The organism is Leptolyngbya sp. BC1307 (assembly GCF_002286735.1).
In the GTDB taxonomy this organism is placed as follows: domain Bacteria; phylum Cyanobacteriota; class Cyanobacteriia; order Phormidesmidales; family Phormidesmidaceae; genus Phormidesmis.
Window position 1 is genome coordinate 112,764 of the sequence record NZ_NRTA01000010.1, and the last position, 16,635, is coordinate 129,398.

Genomic DNA, 16,635 nt, shown 5'->3' on the forward strand with positions numbered 1-16,635 from the left:
GTTCAGGCAAAGCCGAATAACTCAAAGCCCTTGGTGTCGAGTGTGAGCCGTTGAAAAAGTCGGTCTACATCAAAGATGCCGTAGCATCGACGCTTGAGCACCTTCACCCGATTGTTAAATCCCTCAACGAATCCACTGGTCAATCGTTCAAGAAAGTAGTTGGTGATTGGGTCGAGCCGAGTTTCAATCGTGCCTAGGAAAGTGCCAAATGCCTCTATCCCACTCTTGCGCACCCGCTTACACCAGGCCCGAATGGCGCACTTTGCTCCCGGCTTGGTGTAAGCCTGCTCAAAGATCCCGGTCAGTTCCTCTCGCAGGGTATAGGCTTGTTCGAGTTTGGGTGAAAAAGCGTATTAGGCATCTTCACCTACTTAAACGATTCCAAAGCCGGTAGGCTGATGATGTAGCGATAGCCAGTAGGCGCAGATCCTTGAACAAATGTCTCCCCACCATGCATTTTGGTTAAGTGCCGACTGAGTAAAAGGCCCAACTCTTGACGAGACACATCTGCTTTTTTGACAGTGGCCGGTGCTTCGCAGACATCTGCTGTCTCGTTTGATAACGCACTGTCTGCAAATCCTTCGTCTGCGGTGACATAAGTCATTTTAGAAGCTGCTGGCGGGCGGGCTAGCGGCGTGAGAAAGTTACCTTGCTCCCAGGCCATGATTGCCTGAGGCAGATCCTCACCTAGCCAGGGATTCGAAACCCAAAAAGCAATATTGATACTGTCTTCTTTGCGAGAGACATGCATGCGAACAGTACTGCCGGCAGTAGACATTTCAGCCAAACTTGAAACCAGATGATAGATTAGCTGCTTGACTATCCGCTTATCTAAATTCCAGATACGAGAACCGGGCTCTACTGTGTGTTTGAGCTTCAGGTCTTGCTTGCTTGCTTGCTCTTCAAGTGAAGCCAGTACCTGCTGAATAAGCATTTCAATGTCTACAGCAGTCAAAACCAGCTGATAGCTATCTTCGTTGAGATTGCCAATCTCAACAATTTCATCGACTATGCTGAGCAGCTGTTGACTACTGCTCAGAACAATTTTGGTATATTCTCGCTGCTTTTCGCTCAGAGGGCCATAGATTTCCCGGCTGAGCATATTGGCCATACCAGCGATAGAAGTCAACGGATTGTGCAGATCTTGCGTGAGCTGAATCACCAAGTCAGAGCGAACGCGACTGATCTTTGAGAGTAGCGATTTTTCTAGGGCGTTAGCGGCTGTGTGCGAAGGAGAAGCAACTTTTGCCAGGGCCGTAAGCGCCTGTTGCTTTTCAAACTCGCTCATGCTCCAGCGAGCGCTTAGCTCCAAAAGGGCAATCTCTTGTGGAGTAAACCGATGGGGGAGTAGATCCATCACGGACAGCGTGCCGATGCAGCAGCCTTCAGTCGTTACTAGCGGCACTCCTAGATAAGACTGAAGGCCGTACTGCTGAACCAGCAAACTGCGGGAGAAGGCAGGGTGGGCTGTGGCATCTTCTAGGGCAAAAACTTTGCCACTGTCGATCACTTGGGTACAGAAAGACTCTGATCGGGGAAGACGTCGGGTGGCAGCAAGCTGGTTCATCAGCCCGAGGCTGGAAAGCCCGACAACGGATTTGAAGCGCTGCATTTCGGCATCGACGACGCTGAGTATGCAAATGGGCATGGCCAGCAGCCGGGAGATGCTCTGAGTCGCTTCGTCAAAGATCGGGATCGCAGCGTTGCCTAGTAAATTGAGGCGAATTAAGGCTCGGGTGCGATTGTGATCGCGCTGCTCGGGCGAAGGACCTTCTAAGAGACAAGAGAGCCTCACGGGGATGGCTTTGTCGCCAGCTGAGGTCTGATCTGTGATTTTAGAAGTACCGTAAGTCATGCGCTGCGCACTGAATAGGGATATAAGCTGAATTCAGCATTCCCGGAGGCTCTAAAGAGATAAACCCGTAGCTTTACAGAATCTGCCAGGACAAAGGCTCTACCGCCTGTTCTCAGAGTGGCTGACGCCTCTCACCTATCGGTAAAAACATAGAGTAGACTGATGGTGCGAACTGACCAATCAGCCCGGCGCAAACTGACTGGGCCATGTAACGCAACTTTAATAAAGTACGTTTTAGAACACGTCCAGCTTATGCAAACTGCTATCCCAATTGGCACCCTGCTTCAAAATCACTACAGAATTGTTCAGTTGCTAGGTCAGGGCGGATTTGGTCGGACCTACTTAGCAGAAGATCAGGGTCGATTTAATGAGCGCTGTGCCATTAAAGAATTTGTGCCGCTGCAGGGAGAAGATCGCTTTTCGGACAAGGCGACTCAGCTTTTTCAGCGGGAGGCGTCGGTGCTGTACCAGATTATTCACCCGCAGATTCCTAAGTTTCGAGCGACCTTTGAAGAAGAAGAACGGCTGTTTTTAGTGCAGGACTATGTAGAGGGGCCAACCTACCACGCAGTATTAGATCAGCGGCGACAGCAGGGGCGAGCCTTTTCAGAAACTGAAGTCAGGCAGTTTTTGCAGCAGATGCTGCCGGTGCTAGCGCATATTCATGCCAAAGGAATTATTCACCGAGACGTGAGCCCGGACAATATCATTTTGCGCCAGCAGGACAGACTGCCAGTGCTGATTGATTTTGGTGTGGTCAAAGAAGTGGTGACGCGGATGCATCTAGATGGCACATCACCACAGGCGACGACGGTAGGAAAGGCAGGCTACGCGCCCAGTGAGCAAATGCAGACTGGCAGAGCCTATCCCAGCAGCGACCTGTATGCGCTAGCAGTGACGGCCATTGTGCTGCTGACTGGCAAAGAGCCGCAGAGCCTATTCGACGATGTGAATGCGGCTTGGCGATGGCAGGATGAAGTGACCGTTAGCCCGGAGCTAGCCCAAGTATTGAACAAAGCGCTGAGCTACAGGCCGGGCGATCGCTTTCAGTCAGTCAGCCAGATGGCCCAGGCGCTACAGTCTAGTCGTCTCAGCGGTGCTACCGCTACAGGTGCAACGCCACCCCTCCTGGCAGGCCCGCCGGCTTCGCAGATGAAAACAGTGGCGGTAGGTCGCCCTAATCCGGAGCTGCGATCGCCCAGTTCTACCAACTATCGGCCCGGCCAACCGGGTAACCCCACCGTTAGCCGACCGACAACGATGCGTCAGCCCAACACCCGGCTGGCAATGCCCTCTGAGCAAGATCGCCCGTCGATGTTAGAAAATCCGCTGGCGGTGGGGGCGTTAGCAATCGGGTTGGCGGCGATCGCTGGCTTTGGCGGTTGGGCAGTCGTCCAGTCTTTAGACGCAGGTAGCACCCCGACCCCGACGATCACGTCGCTGCCGCCTTTGGAGAGCCCAACGCCCACGCCGACCCAGGCTGCCCCCGACCCAGTGGAGTATGAGCAGCCACCGCTGAACTTAGAACCCGGAGTCACTAAGACTGTTGAAGGGAATCTGCGCGGTGGCGACAAGGTAAACTACCCGCTAACCGGTCAGGCGGGACAAACGCTAACAGCCGCGCTAGAAGGTGAAGGGGTGCTGCTCAGCGTGCTCGGGCCAGATGGTAACCCTGTCGGTCGCCGGGCTGACCGCGTACCTAGCTGGGAAGGAGAACTCAAAACAGACGGCGAATATCGGGTGCAGCTCAGTCCGGTGCGCGGTGTTGCCAGCAGCGACTATCGACTGAATATTAATTTGAGCCCACTGCCCGAACCGGCAGACCCAGACGGGGGCGAGGCCGAAACCCCGGATAACGGCGGCGGTCAGGGCACTCCTACCACACCTAAACCGCCCGTACAGCCGGATGTTCAGTCTCAGCGAGTGTCTTTTCCTAGCGGCTCGGATGGGGTGCTAGTTGCTAATGGCGTTAGGCCGGGTCAGGTACGCCGCTATGTGGTTAACGCTAGAGAAGGTCAGATTTTGACGGCGCGAATCACTGATTCGCAAGGGCCGGTCGTTTTTGATGTGCTGATGCCCGGCGGTGAGATGATGGCTGATGCTAGCGGCATTGTGTTCTGGCAGAGCTTTTTGCCTGTTGGCGGTGACTATGCGATTGACGTAACGTCTAGCCAGGCTGCAGAGTTTACGCTGGAGATTCGGGCGAGTGACCAGGTGCCAGCAGAGTGAGGCTACAGGCGATTGGAATGGAATATAGAGGAGAGTTAGCTTGGCGGCGTTGCTGATCACCGGAACCGATACAGACAGTGGTAAGACGGTGCTGACCTCAGCGCTGGTGGCCTACTGGCAGCGATACTGCTGGGCCTATCGCTTGGGGGTATGTAAGCCAGTGCAGTCAGGGACGGGCGATCGCGAACTCTACAGCCGCCTGTTTGACCTGGATCAAACGCCCGAGCAAATTAATCCGCTGTGGTACAAAACGCCGATTGCCCCACCGCTAGCTGCGGCGATAGAGGGTAAGCGCGTCGATCTGGCTAAAGCCTGGCAGGTGTTCTCTCAGCTAGAGGCCGAGCGCGACTGGGTACTGGTAGAAGGGGCAGGCGGGCTCGGATCGCCCATGACTGCAGAGCTGACGGTGGCAGAGGTCGCGCACCAGTGGCGATTGCCAGCGGTGCTGGTGGTGCCCGTGAGATTAGGGGCGATCGCAGCGGCGGTGGCCAATGTGGCCCTTGCAGAGCAGAAAAAAGTAAAGCTGCGCGGAATCGTGCTGAACTGCACCCGGCCCTGCCCGCCGGCTCAAATTGAGCACTGGGCTCCGGCCTGGATGATCGAGTCGCTCACTCGGGTGCCTGTAATCGGGACACTGCCCTACCTCAGCCAAACTAAAGATCCAGAAGTACTGGCGGCGGCGGCGGCTAAACTCGACCTGGAGCAGCTGATGCCAGCGGCTTTTTGGGCATAAAGTCATTTGCATCCGAGCAGAAGTGCTGATTAGACTAGATTGACAGTCAGGCTAAAAAAAATCTGTCAAGATAGGAGAACTGCCGAAAGGATTGTTCAAAGAATTGCCCACAGGAAACTATGCAGACGCTCTCTCGCCCGCTTACTCAAGACTTTTCAGCGCTGCGGCCTGAGATTCGCGCTTTGCAGAGCGAGCTGGTCAATTGGCGGCGACAGCTGCATCAGCGGCCCGAGCTGGGCTTCCAGGAGGAGATCACGGCTCGGTTTATTAGCGATCGCCTTCAGTCCTGGGGCATTCAGCATCAGAGCGGAGTGGCGAAGACGGGGCTGGTGGCGGTGATCGAGGGGCAAGGAAGCCGAGGGGCAGAAGATCACGTACCGGTTTTGGCGATTCGCGCGGATATGGACGGGCTACCGGTACAGGAGCGCAATGAGGTGCCCTACTGCTCTGTTCATGCGGGTAAAATGCACGCTTGCGGTCACGATGGGCATGTGGCGATCGCGCTGGGCACCGCAAAGTACCTCAGCGAACATCGCCATCAGTTTGCGGGCACGGTGAAAATTTTGTTTCAGCCAGCCGAAGAGGGTCCCGGGGGCGCTCAGCCAATGATCGACGCCGGGGCGCTGACTGACCCAGCGGTCGATGCCATGGTGGGTCTACACCTGTGGAATAACTTGCCGCTGGGCACACTAGGCGTTTGCAGCGGGCCGATGATGGCCGCAACCGAATTTTTTCACTGCACTATTCAGGGCAAAGGCGGTCACGGGGCGATTCCGCAGCAGACGGTAGATGCGGTGGTGGTTGGCGCTCAGGTGGTCAATGCGCTGCAAACAGTGGTGTCTCGCAATATCGATCCGCTCAAGGCGGCGGTGGTTTCTATCGGCGAATTTAGAGCGGGCACGGCGGTGAATGTGATTGCTGACAGTGCGTTTTTGAGCGGGACGGTGCGCTACTTTGACCCTGATTATGGTGAGCTGATTCCCGAGCGCCTGGAGCAGATTATCGCGGGAGTTTGCGCGGCCCACGGCGCGACCTACGATTTGGACTACCAAAAGCTTTATCCGCCAGTGATCAACGATCAGGTGATCGCCGATCTGGTGCGGTCAGTAGCGCTATCGGTTGTCGAGACGCCGGTAGGTGTGGTTCCTGAATGCCAGACGATGGGCGGCGAAGATGTGTCTTTCTTTTTGCAGGCGGTGCCAGGCTGCTATTTTTTCTTGGGCTCGGCAAATGCCGCTAAAGGGCTAGACTATCCGCACCATCACCCTCGCTTTGACTTTGATGAGACGGCTCTGAGCGTAGGGGTAGAGACCTTTGTGCGCATCGTCGAGAAGTTTTGTCCGATAGCAGCGTAAGGTAGCGGTGTAGCTAAGCAGATCTATGATGAGTGCTCCTGACCCGGCGGGTGATACGGATACATTGGATGCGGCGACCCGGACGGCGGTGCTAGAAGCGGTGATCGACCAGCTGAATGAGTATGCTTTTCCGGCAGTGGCCAGTAAGATTCAGCAGGATATGCGCGATCGCCTCGCTGAAGGCTATCAGGATATCAACAGCGGCCCGCAGCTAGCGCAAACCCTAACCGCCCAGCTACAGGCCCTCAGCGGCGATCAGCACTTAAAGGTGTGTTATAGCCCAGCAGTGCTGCCCAATCTCTCCCCGCAAACTGAAATACCGCCTGAAGAACTCGCCCATCAGCGTCGCTTGAGCGAACTGCGAAACTTTGACTTTAACCGGGTAGAGCGACTGCGCGGCAATGTGGGCTACTTGGAGCTGTTTAGCTTTGAGCCGCCCGAATTTGCCGGTGAGACCGCCGCTGCCGCGATGCGGTTTTTGGCCCATACCAGCGCGCTGATTATTGACCTGCGCCACAACCGGGGCGGCTCGGCTAGCATGGTGGCGCTGCTGACTAGCTATCTGCTGCCTGCCTATCCGGCTGTGCATTTAACCGATCTGTATTGGGCCAAAGCCGATCAAACGCAGCAGTCTTGGACGCTGCCCTACCTGCCTGGCACACGCTATCTCGATCGGCCAGTGTATGTGCTGATTGGCCCGGAGACCTTTTCTGCGGCTGAAGAATTTGCCTACAACCTCAAACATCTCAAGCGGGCGGTGATTGTGGGCGAGACGACCGCAGGTGGGGCCAATCCGGGGTCAGGCTTTCGCTTGCACGATCACTTTTGGATGTTTATTCCCACGGGGCAGGCAATTAGTCTGGTCTCTGGCGAAAACTGGGAAGGAAGCGGGGTGCCGCCAGACTTCAAGGTGCCTGTAGAGCTCGCTTTAAAGACCGGACAGCTACTGGCCTTTAGGAAACTGTTGCGAGATGCCGAAGGACCGTTTGCAAAAACTTTAGAAAGCAGTCTGCGGCGGGAGCTAGAGGATTCACTCACCCTGATAGAAGCTGAACTAGACCGAATGCAGCAGGATTTGGTCAGTAACTTAGGAAAAATTCGCTAGACAGAAGATTGCGCCAGCAGGCTAGCGATCGCTATTGATTGCACCTCTCCTACGTAAACTCAGCTATTGGCAAGCGAGACTAATTACAAAACGCTATGGATGGCAAGACGCTAGCGCGAATATAGAATACATAAGCTCTCAGCTGCTGACATTAGTGAGCCTGAGCGCATTGGGTTATGTTTTTGGTTATGTCTTCGTTCAAGGTAAGGTTTCATGGCTCCGCTTTCGACAACGCAATGCTCCACTCGGCAACCTTCGATCTGGCGAGTGCTAAAAGGGCAGCAGGGGGTGGGCTGGGTTTTAGGGGCCGCGCTGGTTTTGGGCGCGCCTGCGGCGATCGCTCAGACTGACGGTGGGCCAGTCGAAAACAATCAGCTAGGGACTTTGATAGTCGCTCAGGCGGATGTGCAGACTGACGAAGAGAGCGTGCCAGAAGAGACGGCGATCGCCCCGCCGCCTGCGCCTAGCCCCGCCCCAGAGCCGTTTTCGCCTACCGTCTCAGGCATTGTTGATCTCTCAGCGGATACGACGGCCATTATGAGCGTGGGCCAACTGCGCCCTCAAGATTTAGACACGCTACCGTCTGACAGTTCAGATAGCCCCGCAGACTGGCTGCAATCAGTCATGCTGCCGCTCTATGTCTCCCCAGACGGGGACTATTGGGGCTGGATCTACCAGGGCTGGCTCATTCCTCAAGGGCAGACGGCGCTGGCCATTGGCCGCGATGCGGGCTTTGCGATGGTGCAGGCTTACGAAAATCTGTACACGTTTCCAGTGCTGGAAGTCCGTGAAGACGGCTGGTTTAGGGTGCAGTATACGGCTGGCGGCAGTGCCTGGGCGCATACCTCACAGCTGGCTTTAGGCGAGGTGCCTTTAGTGATAGAAGAGTGGGAAGATCGATTGCAGGCCCAAGATTCGCTTTATTTTTTGGCGCGCGAGAAGACGCAGCCACTGCGATCGCAGCCTGAACTTGCCACTAACATGATTGCCCTGGTCGCTGCCGACAGTTTGATTGAGCCGCTGAGCTTTGAGGGCGACTGGATGCGAGTGCGGGTGACTGGGCCTGCAGCTACCTGCGAGCCGCTAGTAGGGGCGACAACCACCGAAGGCTGGATGCGCTGGCGCGGTGATGCTGGCGAATCTCTGGTGTGGTATCAGCCGGACGGTCGCTGCCCGCAGGCAGGCTAAGGCAGCAGCGTCCTTTGGGGATCGGCTTATTCTGGACAGGCTTTTGCCGTACAATCTCTTAAGCGTAAGGCGTTGAATTACCTGGTTGGAATTGAACGCTTTATAGCTTTGCGCAGAATTTTGTAGGCGTCTCTCCTATGTCCATCGGTTATGTTGCACTCGTCCTTCACGCCCATCTCCCTTTTGTTCGCCACCCCGAGAGCGACTTTGTCTTAGAAGAAGAATGGCTGTTTGAAGCGATTACCGAAACCTATGTACCGCTGCTCAGTATGTTTGCGGGGCTTAAGCGGGATGGCGTCGATTTTAAGATGACCATGAGCATGACGCCGCCGCTGGTGGCCATGCTGCAAGACCCGCTGCTGCAAGAGCGCTACGATGCTCACCTCGCCCAGCTAGAAGAGCTGCTGGAGATGGAGATAGAGCGCAATGCGCACAATGGTCACATTCGCTATCTGGCCGAATACTACGCCAAAGAATTCAACCAGGTGCGCCAGGTCTGGGAGTCTTACGGCGGCAACCTGGTTAAAGGGTTTAGAGAGTACCTTGAGAGCGGCAATCTGGACATTATCACCTGCGGGGCGACGCACGGCTATCTGCCGCTGATGAAAATGTACCCGGAGGCGGTATGGGCACAGATAGAAGTGGCTGCTCAGAGCTATGAAGACAGCTTTGGCCGTCGGCCCAATGGCATTTGGCTACCAGAGTGTGCCTACTACGAAGGGCTAGAGCGGATGCTGGCCGATGCGGGGCTGCGGTATTTTCTCACCGACGGGCACGGCATTTTGTACGCCCGGCCCCGGCCTCGCTATGGAGCCTATGCGCCGATTTATACCGAGACTGGGGTGGCGGCTTTTGGCCGCGATCATGAGTCTTCTCAGCAGGTGTGGTCTTCTCAGGTAGGCTATCCGGGCGCGCCTGAGTACCGCGAGTTTTATCGCGATCTGGGCTGGGATGCAGACTACGAGTATATTAAGCCTTACATCATGCCCAACGGTCAGCGTAAGAATGTCGGCATCAAGTACCACAAGATCACTGGTAAGGGTCTAGGGCTCGCAGATAAAGTTTGGTACGACCCTTACTGGGCCAAAGAAAAGGCCGCTGAGCACGCGGGTAACTTTATGGAAAACCGCCAGCAGCAGGTGGGCAATTTGCACAACTTGATGCAGCGTAAGCCAATTGTAGTGTCGCCTTATGACGCGGAGCTATATGGCCACTGGTGGTACGAAGGGCCTTGGTTTTTAGACTACTTTTTCCGCAAGAGCTGGTTCGACCAAGACACTTACGAAATGACGCACCTGAGCGACTATTTGAGCAGCAATCCGACGCAGCAGGTAGCCCGGCCTTCACAGTCAAGCTGGGGCTACAAAGGGTTTCATGAGTACTGGCTAAATGAGACTAACGCCTGGATCTATCCGCATTTACACAAAGCGGCTGAGCGGATGATCGAGCTGGCCCGCCGGGAACCAGCCGATGAGCTGGAATGGCGATCGCTCAACCAGGCAGCCCGCGAGCTGCTGCTAGCCCAAGCCTCTGACTGGGCCTTTATTATGCGCACCGGCACGATGGTGCCCTATGCAGTCAGGAGAACGCGATCGCACCTGATGCGCTTTAACAAACTCTGGGAAGATATTCGCGCCGAGGAAATTGACTCGGGCTGGCTAGAGAAAGTAGAAGAAATTGACAACATCTTTCCTAACCTCAACTACCGCACCTATCGCCCGCTGTAGCTAAAGGCTAAATAACACCCCGCCTAGTCTGCTCAACTAAATAGTCAACAACGGCCTGATAGCTGCCTTTGGCCTGATAGATCTGCTGCTGACGCTGGGCGCTGTTGCCCTGGCTGAGAATATTCTCAACCTGCTGACTGACAAACGTCCAATCGCCATGACGCTCTAAGGCGGGGCAAATATAGCGCAGCAAAGTGCGAATTAGCTCGGGGGCGGCAACAGATTTGGTCACGCTGAAGTCAATCAGCTCTCCCTCTGTGCCGTAGCGGGCAGCCTGCCACATGGCTGCTTTGAGCAGCTTTGGTTGAACTTCAGGATAGGGTTTGCCGTTTTCAAAGTCCTGATGGCAGGTTTGGGCTAGGGCGCGAACGATACCTGCGTACATAACCGCTTCATCCAGCGTGCCGCAGACATCGGCGACGCGAAATTCAACGGTGGGGAATCGCTCTGAGAGGCGAATGTCCCAGTAGATTTTGGTGGGGTCGTCGGTGATATGGGTGTCAATTAGCTGCTGAACGGTGGACTGGTAGTGAGCGTAGTTTTTGAATTGAGGCGGCGGGCCAGCGGTAGGCAACCGGCACCACAGCTCTGTGCGATAGCTCTGGTAGCCGGTCTCGTTGCCTAGCCAGAAAGGTGAATTAGCAGTAAGCGTCAGCAGTGCCGGTAGCCACTGCCGGGACCGGTTGACCACTTCGACCGCTGCCTCTTTATTGGCAATGCCGACATGCACATGACAGCCAAAGATAATCAGCTCTCGAATCAGCTGCTGCAAGTCTTCTCTAAGCTTCCGATAGCGGTCTTTTGGGGTGGTTTGCTGGTCTTTCCAATGGGAGAAGGGGTGGGTGCCAGCAGCGGCGATCGCCAGCCCATTTTCCTGAGCGGCGACAATAGCTGCCCGCCTAGCCCCTACCAGCTCCTGACGGACGTCATCTAAGGTATGACAAATGCCTGTAGCAATCTCAACCTGGCAGCGGTGCATCTCATAGAGCAATTCCTGAGGCTGCTCATCCTGCTGATTGGCATCTACCAGTTTGCTTGACTGGCTAGCTAGCTCCCGCGTTTGTACATTGATGATTTGATATTCTTCTTCTACACCAATAGTGAAACCTGTATCTGCCATGAATCGATGTCGGCCATAGGGATACCTTCAATGAAAACACAAAAGAAAACACAAAAAAAGAGTGAGCAAAGAAAACACAAAAAAAGAGTGAGCGCCGATTGAGCACTCACTCTTTTAAGACAATCTGGATGTAAACCAACCCAAGATTTCTACAGCCTAAAAGCTCATTTCAGCTGCCTGCACCCGCTCAACCTGCTTCTTCTTGAGGACGAGCAAAATCTGCGAAAGGCTAATGGCGACTAAGAAAGCAATCAGACCTTTCACCCGAGTCGGGCTCTGAAGCACCAGCTCTTTTTCAGTTTGGCCAAAACCGCCCATATTAGGGTTGCTGGTCAAAGGCTTACCGGCTTCTACCGCGTCACCCTGGTTGACTAGCAGCTCAGGGCCAACTGGAATCTCTTCAGTGATGGTGCTGCCATCTTCTTTAACAATGCTCACACTGTAGCCCGTGTCAGTTTTATCAATCGCTGAAATCGTGCCGGTTGTCGAAGCATTGTAAACCGCATTATTAGAGGCTTGGCCGGTTGGGTAGACCTGCCCGCGCCCTCGGTTACCGCCAACAAAGACCAGATTTTTGCCAAAGTGAACGTTCTTATTGGTGGCAGGGTCAGGCGAGAGAACTGGAAAAACAATCTCCTGATACTGCTCACCAGGCACCGGGCCGACGAGAACAATATTTTCTTCTTCAGGGCTGTAGGGCAAGAAGTAGGTGTTACCGACTTCTTCCTTCATCTCCTCAGGAATGCGGTCTTCTGGCGCAATTTTAAAGCCCTCAGGCAACATCAGCACAGCGCCAACGTTCAGGCCACCTTTGCTGCCATCACCCAACACCTGCTGCATATCGGTATCGTAAGGAATTTTGACGATCGCCTTAAAAACGGTATCGGGCAAAACAGACTGCGGCACTTCTAAAACAGTTTGCTTTTCGCCCAGGTGACAATTGGCGCAAACGATACGGCCTGTGGCCTCTCGGGGAGATTCATAGTTTTCTTGCGCCCAAAAAGGATAGGCCGCAGCAGACTGAGGCAGCGCCCAGCTACTAGAGCAAAGCAGAATGAAGGCTGCCAGGAGAGCGCCTGCGCCTCGCATCCCGGTTCTGAGATAGGAGCCAAACTTAGCGGTCATGGAACTTGGAAGTAGGGTTTTCATGCGTGCGTGCTAGCAAGTTAACGGTTCAATCACGGGCAAACTTGAGGAGGCGGGCGATTGCCTTACCACCAGGGCTTATTGCCTGTCCGAAAATCGGTCTCTGTCCAATTGGTGAGCACCACTTTGTCGTCTTCGTTGACATCGGCATGGGCCAGTGCCAAAGACAGCGGCGCAGGGCCTCGGACGACTTTGCCAGTGGCGTCGTACTGAGAGCCGTGACACGGGCAAACAAACCTGCCAGCATTGACATCCCAGGGCACTACGCAGCCCAAATGAGTGCAAATAGAGCTGATACCGTAGCTCTCTAGACCGCCCTCTTCTTTGATCACAAGATAAGTCGGGTCGCCTTTAAGCCCCTGCACTAGCTCGCGATCGCCCGGCTGGTGCTCCTCTAAAAATGCAGCGACCTTGACGTCATCACCCAGCGCGTCTTTCGCGGTGACGCCGCCGCTACTGCTACCGCTGCTCGGCGGAATGAAATACTTAACAATGGGATACGAAGCGCCCAAAACGGTACCGGTGATGGTCCCGAAGGTCAGCAGATTCATAAATTGGCGACGCCCCAAATCAGGGACATCGGGGTTGCCAGAAGCTTGGGTCATAGGTCAGCTATCTAAACGCTACATTAAAACATGAATTGAAAACTGAGACGCCGCCTGGGCTAGCTTCCACGGCTTTGCCGCTACAGAGCTGTCATAGAAGTTTGCAATTTCTTAGAATATTATTACATCGTTCAGAGCCTCCACCGTGTTTTGATTGAGAACTCGTTTGATGCTGTAAACATATGTAAACAGACATGACCGGACAAGATCTGCAAGCCTTACTGATCCAAAAGTGGGGATATTCCTACGACGTACAGCTCCGCAAGCTACCGCGAAAGATTTTCTTCCAGGTGATGTGGCGCTACCTGGAGCAAGCTTCTTTTCCGATGAGTGAAGGCGACTACCTAGCCCACTTAGACGAAGTCGCGGCCTATCTCAACGCCTGGGGCGCAGCCGATCAGATTCAAGCCTTTGTAGAGCAGACCCAGGAGCGACCTCGGCTAGGTAAGGCCGTGAGTATTCCGGTTGACTTAGGTGCGCGGGCTTCTGAATGGCTGCTCTAGCGTTCAGCACAATCTGCAGCGGTACTTAATAGCTTTCGCGTTTGCTATATCGGCACGCAAAGAAAATTCAATCTCTGTAAAGAAATTGAGGAAGCATGAGGAGGTTCTTGATACCCTGTAGCCTAATCGGAGTTGAGCGTTTGGACAGAGGCGCTTTCTAGGAGTGCTTTTGTATACTAAAATTGAGTTTGTTAAAATTTGATAAGGGCACTTACTACTCGTCTTTGCGTCTTCCTTCGGGATCACGGCGCAGGTCTAGCGATCGCCCCTTCCTCTTAAAACCATTTTTCTCAATACAGACCTATCGGCATAAAAAAGCGTTAGCACGGCCGCCAACTCGTCTCTCTTTTAACGGGAGGTGCTTGCTACCATGGGCAGGCGGGTAAAGGCGACGCCGCAACTGTAAATATTTGAAGAGTCATCTCTGAAGAATATCGGTTGATTGCAGCAAGCCTCTGTATTCCAAGTGACATCGCAAAAAAATTAACATGTTTAATATCGCCGCATCTTAGTCTGACAGCCTCTATCTGCAAGCCTCTGTCTGCAAGTTAGGTGCCAAGCTAAGTACACTTCCTGCCCCCATCCATCCTCTGGCCCGCTAGCGTCGCTAAGATGGCTGCTCGACCGAGTTAGCAACCCAAAAACGCATTAAAAAGCATCTGAGAAGAAGCAACTGAGATAAAAAGCATCTGAAACACAAGCCTATCAGCCATTTTTTATCATACCGATTTACCTAGCGCTATTTTTTACTATCCTTACTACGTTTTGAGGGCCTGCTGTGATTAGCTCTGCAACACTGCCGCTGAAGACGGTGCTTTCGCGCATCGAAACCAATAGTCGGCTGAAGATTTTTTCAGGCTCATCCAATCGGGCGCTTTCTAGAGAAGTCGCTCACTATCTGGGCACTGACTTAGGACCGATGGTGCGCAAGCGCTTTGCGGATGGTGAGCTTTACGTCCAGATTCAAGAATCTATTCGCGGCTGCGATGTCTATTTAGTCCAGCCCACCTGCCATCCGGTCAATGACAACCTGATGGAACTGCTGATTATGATCGATGCCTGCCATCGGGCCTCGGCGCGGCAGATTACAGCGGTGGTGCCTTACTATGGCTACGCTAGAGCTGACCGTAAAACCGCTGGGCGCGAGTCAATTACGGCCAAATTGGTCGCTAACTTGATCACTCAAGCGGGGGCCGACCGGCTGCTCGCTTTAGATCTGCATTCTGCGCAAATTCAGGGCTATTTTGATATTCCCTGTGACCACGTTTACGGTTCGCCCGTACTGGTGGAATATCTGGCGAATAAGGAAATTGAAGACCTGGTAGTGGTATCGCCTGATGTGGGCGGGGTCGCTCGTGCTCGCGCCTTTGCCAAGATGCTAAATGATGCGCCGCTAGCGATTATCGACAAACGCAGGCAGGCTCACAATGTCGCTGAGGTGATGAACCTAATTGGCGATGTGGAAGGAATGACAGCGGTTTTAGTCGATGACATGATCGACACCGCTGGCACAATCTGCGAAGGGGCGAGAGTACTACGAGAAAATGGGGCCAGGCGGGTATATGCCTGCGCTACCCATGCAGTGTTTTCGCCTCCAGCAGTTGAGCGGCTATCGAGCGGCCTGTTTGAAGAGGTGATTGTGACGAATACGATTCCGATTCCGGCGGACCGGCACTTTGAGCAACTGACGATGCTGTCGGTAGCCAATATGCTGGGTGAAGCCATCTGGCGAATTCACGAAGAGAGTTCGGTGAGCAGCATGTTTAGGGGCTGATGCGGGCTTGTAGCTGATTCTTCTAGCTTATCGAAGACTACAGTACGAGAAAGAAAATAATCTACAAAGATAAAAAGGGCCGGCGATCGCATTCAAGCAAATCGTCGGCCCTTTCTTTTCTAAAACCGATTTTCACCGGGCTGCCGAAGGCATTTAGCGACGAGAACGACGCTTGCGCTGACGCTGTCTGGCTAGCGCTTTACGCTTGTGCTTTTCGGGAGGTGTCTCAAAATAGCGGTTTTTCTTGATGTCTTGGAAAATACCTGCTCGCACTACTTTGCGCTTAAAGCGTCTGAGCGCGGCTTCGAGATTTTCATCTTGTCCGAGGACCACTTGAGCCATACATTTTTCACCTCCTTAATTAAGCTTGACTACAGCCTCCTAGTCTATCTCAGCTTGAGCGATATAGCTAGCCCGATGGCAAGCAAAACGCCTCACCATCGGGCCGTCAAAATATTCAGATGCTCAGATATTCAGGCGCTCAGATCTTCAGGTGCTTAGATCGCGGTGTACAGACCGAATCCTTCAGCAGGCACTTAGCCCCATCCACCGTTGTTAGAGGGCTTGCTGCCGCGCGGCTCACGAGGTTTGGCTTTGTTGACCCGCAGCTCTCTACCCATCCACTCAGAGCCATCTAGCGCTTCAATCGCGGCATCTTCTTTGGCTTCTTCTTCCATCTCTACAAAGGCAAAACCACGGGGGCGACCGGTTTCACGGTCGGTCGGTAGAGTGATGCGTTTGACCTTACCGTACTCAGTAAAAGCCTGCTCTAGATCTTCCTCTTTAACACTGTAAGACAAGTTGCCGACGTAAATTGACATAGCCCGCTGGCTCTCCAAAAATGTGAAATTTATAAACAGAGTGAAGCTTTCAATCGGCTGTCGATTGCAGACTAAACTTCAGCATCCTAATCGTTATTGCTCACCACAATATCACATCTTTTTAAGTCTGATTTAGCTGACTAGTGCAGCGTCAAGTTTAAGAATGAGGGTTGTCAAGAGTGTTGTAATGGGGGAGATTGGGATAAAGCGAACGAGGGCTTTATGCAAAAACGATACATCGTCCGATTGAGTGAATCAGAGAAGAGTGAACTGCACGAAGTCATCAAACGGTTGAACGGTAGCAGCCAAAAGGTTCGTCGTGCGCAGATTTTGCTAAAGGCAGATGCCGAAGGGCCGAACTGGACAGACCAGTTGATCGCCGAAGCCTTCAACTGTCGGCCCCAAACAGTGGAAAATATCCGCCGCCGGTTGGGAGAACATGGCTTTGAGGCGACGCTGAATGGGCTAAAACGC

The 16,635-nt window shown here is 53.8% G+C and carries 15 protein-coding genes and 1 pseudogene; 9 read left to right on the forward strand and 7 right to left on the reverse strand.

The genetic code is table 11. The features are described from left to right. Positions 1-2: 2 nt before the first annotated feature. A pseudogene (locus tag CKL79_RS08360) lies at positions 3-353 on the reverse strand (transposase); the annotation flags it as partial. A 14-nt stretch (positions 354-367) separates the two neighbouring features. Beyond that, complete coding sequence (locus tag CKL79_RS08365; RefSeq protein ID WP_121969123.1) at positions 368-1,855, reverse strand: GAF domain-containing sensor histidine kinase; 1,488 nt, start codon at positions 1,853-1,855, stop codon at positions 368-370. A 252-nt stretch (positions 1,856-2,107) separates the two neighbouring features. Between CKL79_RS08365 and CKL79_RS08370 the strand changes: the two genes are divergently transcribed. The 6 genes from CKL79_RS08370 to CKL79_RS08395 all read left to right on the forward strand — a co-directional run bounded on the left by CKL79_RS08370 (position 2,108) and on the right by CKL79_RS08395 (position 10,192). Continuing rightward, positions 2,108-4,084, forward strand: a complete 1,977-nt coding sequence (locus CKL79_RS08370) for a serine/threonine-protein kinase (protein ID WP_121969124.1) — start codon at positions 2,108-2,110, stop codon at positions 4,082-4,084. 40 nt (positions 4,085-4,124) lie between these two features. Beyond that, complete coding sequence (gene bioD, locus CKL79_RS08375; protein ID WP_121969125.1) at positions 4,125-4,817, forward strand: dethiobiotin synthase; 693 nt, start codon at positions 4,125-4,127, stop codon at positions 4,815-4,817. 119 nt (positions 4,818-4,936) lie between these two features. Then, on the forward strand, positions 4,937-6,172 hold the full coding sequence (locus tag CKL79_RS08380; RefSeq protein WP_121969126.1) for a M20 family metallopeptidase: 1,236 nt from the start codon (positions 4,937-4,939) through the stop codon (positions 6,170-6,172). Positions 6,173-6,197: 25 nt separating this feature from the next. Next, positions 6,198-7,277, forward strand: a complete 1,080-nt coding sequence (locus tag CKL79_RS08385) for a S41 family peptidase (RefSeq protein WP_121969127.1) — start codon at positions 6,198-6,200, stop codon at positions 7,275-7,277. A gap of 213 nt (positions 7,278-7,490) precedes the next feature. Then, positions 7,491-8,465: a hypothetical protein gene (locus CKL79_RS08390; RefSeq protein ID WP_141242177.1), complete on the forward strand. Its 975-nt coding sequence runs from the start codon at positions 7,491-7,493 to the stop codon at positions 8,463-8,465. 137 nt (positions 8,466-8,602) lie between these two features. Beyond that, on the forward strand, positions 8,603-10,192 hold the full coding sequence (locus tag CKL79_RS08395) for a glycoside hydrolase family 57 protein (RefSeq protein WP_121969129.1): 1,590 nt from the start codon (positions 8,603-8,605) through the stop codon (positions 10,190-10,192). A gap of 7 nt (positions 10,193-10,199) precedes the next feature. On the opposite strand, the gene CKL79_RS08400 is transcribed toward CKL79_RS08395, so the two are convergent. From CKL79_RS08400 to petC, 3 genes are all read right to left on the reverse strand, one after another. Further along, positions 10,200-11,312, reverse strand: coding sequence for a carboxylate-amine ligase (locus CKL79_RS08400; RefSeq protein WP_121969130.1), 1,113 nt, complete (start codon positions 11,310-11,312; stop codon positions 10,200-10,202). 156 nt (positions 11,313-11,468) lie between these two features. Beyond that, positions 11,469-12,401 carry a cytochrome f gene (gene petA / locus CKL79_RS08405; RefSeq protein ID WP_276299576.1) on the reverse strand — a complete coding sequence of 311 codons (933 nt, stop codon included), beginning with the start codon at positions 12,399-12,401 and terminating at the stop codon, positions 11,469-11,471. 122 nt (positions 12,402-12,523) lie between these two features. Beyond that, on the reverse strand, positions 12,524-13,063 hold the full coding sequence (petC, locus tag CKL79_RS08410) for a cytochrome b6-f complex iron-sulfur subunit (protein ID WP_121969132.1): 540 nt from the start codon (positions 13,061-13,063) through the stop codon (positions 12,524-12,526). A gap of 194 nt (positions 13,064-13,257) precedes the next feature. Between petC and CKL79_RS08415 the strand changes: the two genes are divergently transcribed. Both CKL79_RS08415 and CKL79_RS08420 read left to right on the forward strand, forming a co-directional pair. Continuing rightward, a complete protein-coding gene (locus tag CKL79_RS08415; RefSeq protein WP_121969133.1) occupies positions 13,258-13,566 on the forward strand; it encodes a DUF3067 family protein in 309 nt (102 codons plus the stop codon). Between the two features lie 778 nt (positions 13,567-14,344). Then, positions 14,345-15,340: a ribose-phosphate pyrophosphokinase gene (locus CKL79_RS08420; RefSeq protein WP_121969134.1), complete on the forward strand. Its 996-nt coding sequence runs from the start codon at positions 14,345-14,347 to the stop codon at positions 15,338-15,340. A 153-nt stretch (positions 15,341-15,493) separates the two neighbouring features. On the opposite strand, the gene rpsU is transcribed toward CKL79_RS08420, so the two are convergent. Further along, positions 15,494-15,682, reverse strand: coding sequence for a 30S ribosomal protein S21 (rpsU, locus tag CKL79_RS08425; RefSeq protein WP_006455111.1), 189 nt, complete (start codon positions 15,680-15,682; stop codon positions 15,494-15,496). Positions 15,683-15,876: 194 nt separating this feature from the next. Further along, positions 15,877-16,161 carry an RNA-binding protein gene (locus tag CKL79_RS08430; RefSeq protein ID WP_121969135.1) on the reverse strand — a complete coding sequence of 95 codons (285 nt, stop codon included), beginning with the start codon at positions 16,159-16,161 and terminating at the stop codon, positions 15,877-15,879. Between the two features lie 222 nt (positions 16,162-16,383). On the opposite strand from CKL79_RS08430, the gene CKL79_RS08435 reads away from it, so the two are divergent. Then, a partial coding sequence (locus CKL79_RS08435; RefSeq protein ID WP_170944003.1) for a helix-turn-helix domain-containing protein occupies positions 16,384-16,635 on the forward strand: 252 nt, incomplete at its 3' end.